Below are 2,664 nucleotides of genomic sequence, written 5' to 3' on the forward strand. Positions count from 1 at the left end.
GGAAGTGCGGGAGCGAATAAAGAATGTGGCTAGAAAATCATTGGATGAAGTAAAGTCGCTTCCACTGGAAGAAATGGTGGGGGAATTGCTTGATATCGAGCTGGACTGTTCGGGGATTTCCCTGCTCGAGATTACTGAAGAACATATATTTTCCCGAACGCAGATTGCCCGCGGGCACCATATATTTGCCCAGGCCAATTCGCTGGCTGTTGCGGTTATTGACGCGGACGTCGTACTGACGGCTGCGGCGCGAATCCGCTATGTACGCCCGGTCCGCCTTGGAGAGAGGCTGGTGGCCAAAGCCACCGTTCGCGAGACGAAGGGCGAGCAGAGTAAAGTACGAGTGGAAACGAGGGTGCAGGACGAACTCGTATTCAGCGGAACGTTTCGCGTATTCCGTATGAGGGATTTCGACGCACAGACCAGTCGCAAACAGGAGGAAACATGATTATTGCAATAGATGCGATGGGAGGGGACTTAGCTCCCACCTCGAATGTTAAAGGCGCCATTGAAGCCGCGCGTGAGATGCCGGACGTGAGAATCGTGCTTGTCGGCGACGAAGCCCGGCTTGCGCCAATGCTTGCACAGGCGCCGAAAAATATTGAAATTAGGCATGCGGCCGAAACGATTGAAGCTGATGAAGAACCTGTCAAAGCGGTACGCCGCAAACGGGATTCTTCGCTTGTCCTCGGCGTGACAATGGTAAAAAACAAAGAAGCGGACGTTATCATTTCCGCAGGCAATACCGGCGCATTCATGACGGCGGCCCTGCTTATCACCGGGCGAATCAAAGGCATTGACCGTCCGGCCCTAAGCCCGATTGTACCTACAACCGACGCGGCCGGCGTTATGATTCTTGATGCGGGAGCTAACATGGATGCACAACCTAAACATTTACTGCAGTATGCGATTATGGGCAGCATCTATGCGGAAAAAGTAATGGGTGTAGCACGTCCGCGCGTCGGTTTGTTGAATGTCGGCACAGAAGAAAAAAAAGGAAATGATTTAACTAAAGAAGCGCATAGCCTGCTAAAAGAAAGCTCGCTGAATTTCATCGGCAATGTTGAAGCGCGGGATATCATGGAGCATGTCTGTGATATTGTTGTCTGTGACGGTTTTTCAGGGAATATTCTGCTAAAGACGATGGAAGGCATGGCCAAGACGATGATGTCGGTCATGAAAGAAGAATTTACGCGCACAATTACAAGTCAACTTGCAGCGATGATGCTGCGTCCGGGCCTCCGGCGGGTAAAAAACCAGATGGACTATGCCGAGTATGGCGGAGCGTTATTGATGGGGGTGCAGGGCACCTGCATTAAAGCACACGGCTCTTCAAATGCCCGTGCCATTCATGCTGCCATCAGGCAGGCGAAGAAATTTGTCGAGCATGACGTCAACAGTCTGATTGCAAGAGAAATTCAGGGGGAAAGCAGGGATGAATATGTTTAAAGCGCAGCGGGCGGCCGGAATTCTGGGAACAGGACGTTATTTGCCGGAGAAAGTTATAACAAACGCGGATCTGGAGAAAATGGTCGATACATCGGACGAATGGATTGTGACCCGAACGGGAATCAAGGAAAGAAGAATGGCCCGCCAAGATGAGACATCTTCCGATATGGCAACTCATGCCGCACGGCAAGCGCTGGACAAAGCGGGAATTGTAGCTGAGCAGGTGGATTTAATCATCGTTGCCACGGTAACGCCCGATATGTTCTTCCCTTCCACGGCCTGTATCGTACAGGAGAAACTGGGTGCAAAGCGGGCGGCTGCATTCGACTTGTCGGCGGCCTGCTCCGGATTTTTGTACGGAACGTCAGTAGCCGCCCAGTTTGTCGCCAATGGGCTGTACCGTTACGTGCTTGTAGTCGGTGTTGAGGCGCTTTCGAAAATCGTTGACTGGACGGACCGCAATACGTGTGTATTATTTGGTGACGGAGCCGGAGCGGCGGTTATTGGTCCGGTGGAAGAAGGCTTGGGATTTCTTTCCTTCGAACTGGGCGCAGATGGAGGCGGTGCCGAACTGCTGAAATTAGGAGCAGGAGGTTCACGCATTCCGGTACCGAAAGTGGAGCTGGGAAGTCGCGAGAACTATATCCATATGGCTGGCGGAGAAGTGTTCAAGTTTGCGGTACGGGCGATGAATACGGCATCCGACCAGGCGCTTTTGAAAGCGGGCATTACAAAAGAAGATGTCGATTTCCTTGTCCCGCACCAGGCGAATCTCCGTATTATCGATTCAGCTGTTAAACGCTTGGGATTGCCTTATGACAAAGTAGTAGTGAATTTAAATCGCTATGGTAATATGTCATCGGCTTCCATTCCGGTTGCGTTGGATGAAGCTGTCAGCGAAGGACGCATTAAAGAAGGCGACACGTTGGTGCTTGTCGGATTCGGCGGCGGGCTAACGTGGGGTGCCTCGGTAATGAAGTGGTCGACCAAGGAAAAGAAGGAGGAAGAATGATGGGCAAGACAGCGTTCATTTTTCCCGGGCAGGGATCACAATATGTAGGCATGGGCGCCGAGCTATATGAGAAAGAAGCTGCAGCGAAAGCGGTATTTGATGAAGCGGACCGGGCACTTGGCGTCTCGCTTTCCACGCTTTGCTTCGAAGGGCCGGAAGAAGAGTTGCGTCTGACCGCCAATACACAGCCGGCCATTTTGACG

4 protein-coding genes are annotated in these 2,664 nt (G+C 52.1%); all 4 read left to right on the top strand.

Going from position 1 to position 2,664, the window contains the following annotated elements; genetic code table 11:
* Window positions 1-448: transcription factor FapR (gene fapR, locus B2899_RS06520; RefSeq protein WP_286884569.1), on the top strand; the 448-nt coding region annotated here is incomplete at its 5' end.
* On the top strand, window positions 445-1,449 hold the full coding sequence (gene plsX / locus B2899_RS06525) for a phosphate acyltransferase PlsX (RefSeq protein ID WP_146809430.1): 1,005 nt from the start codon (window positions 445-447) through the stop codon (window positions 1,447-1,449). The genes fapR and plsX, both read left to right, overlap by 4 nt.
* Window positions 1,436-2,461, top strand: a complete 1,026-nt coding sequence (locus B2899_RS06530) for a beta-ketoacyl-ACP synthase III (protein WP_286884570.1) — start codon at window positions 1,436-1,438, stop codon at window positions 2,459-2,461. The genes plsX and B2899_RS06530 overlap by 14 nt, the downstream gene beginning before the upstream one ends.
* Window positions 2,461-2,664, top strand: a 204-nt coding sequence (locus B2899_RS06535; RefSeq protein WP_286884589.1) for an ACP S-malonyltransferase, incomplete at its 3' end; no start/stop codon positions are given. The genes B2899_RS06530 and B2899_RS06535, both read left to right, overlap by 1 nt.

The organism is Aneurinibacillus sp. UBA3580 (genome assembly GCF_002375825.1).
In the GTDB taxonomy this organism is placed as follows: domain Bacteria; phylum Bacillota; class Bacilli; order Aneurinibacillales; family Aneurinibacillaceae; genus Aneurinibacillus; species Aneurinibacillus danicus.

Bases quoted from the DNA above. Each gene is read 5' to 3' on its own strand.
- plsX (WP_146809430.1), top strand. From the start codon at position 445: ATGATTATTGCAATAGATGCGATGGGAGGGGACTTAGCTCCCACCTCG.
- B2899_RS06530 (WP_286884570.1), top strand. From the start codon at position 1,436: ATGAATATGTTTAAAGCGCAGCGGGCGGCCGGAATTCTGGGAACAGGA.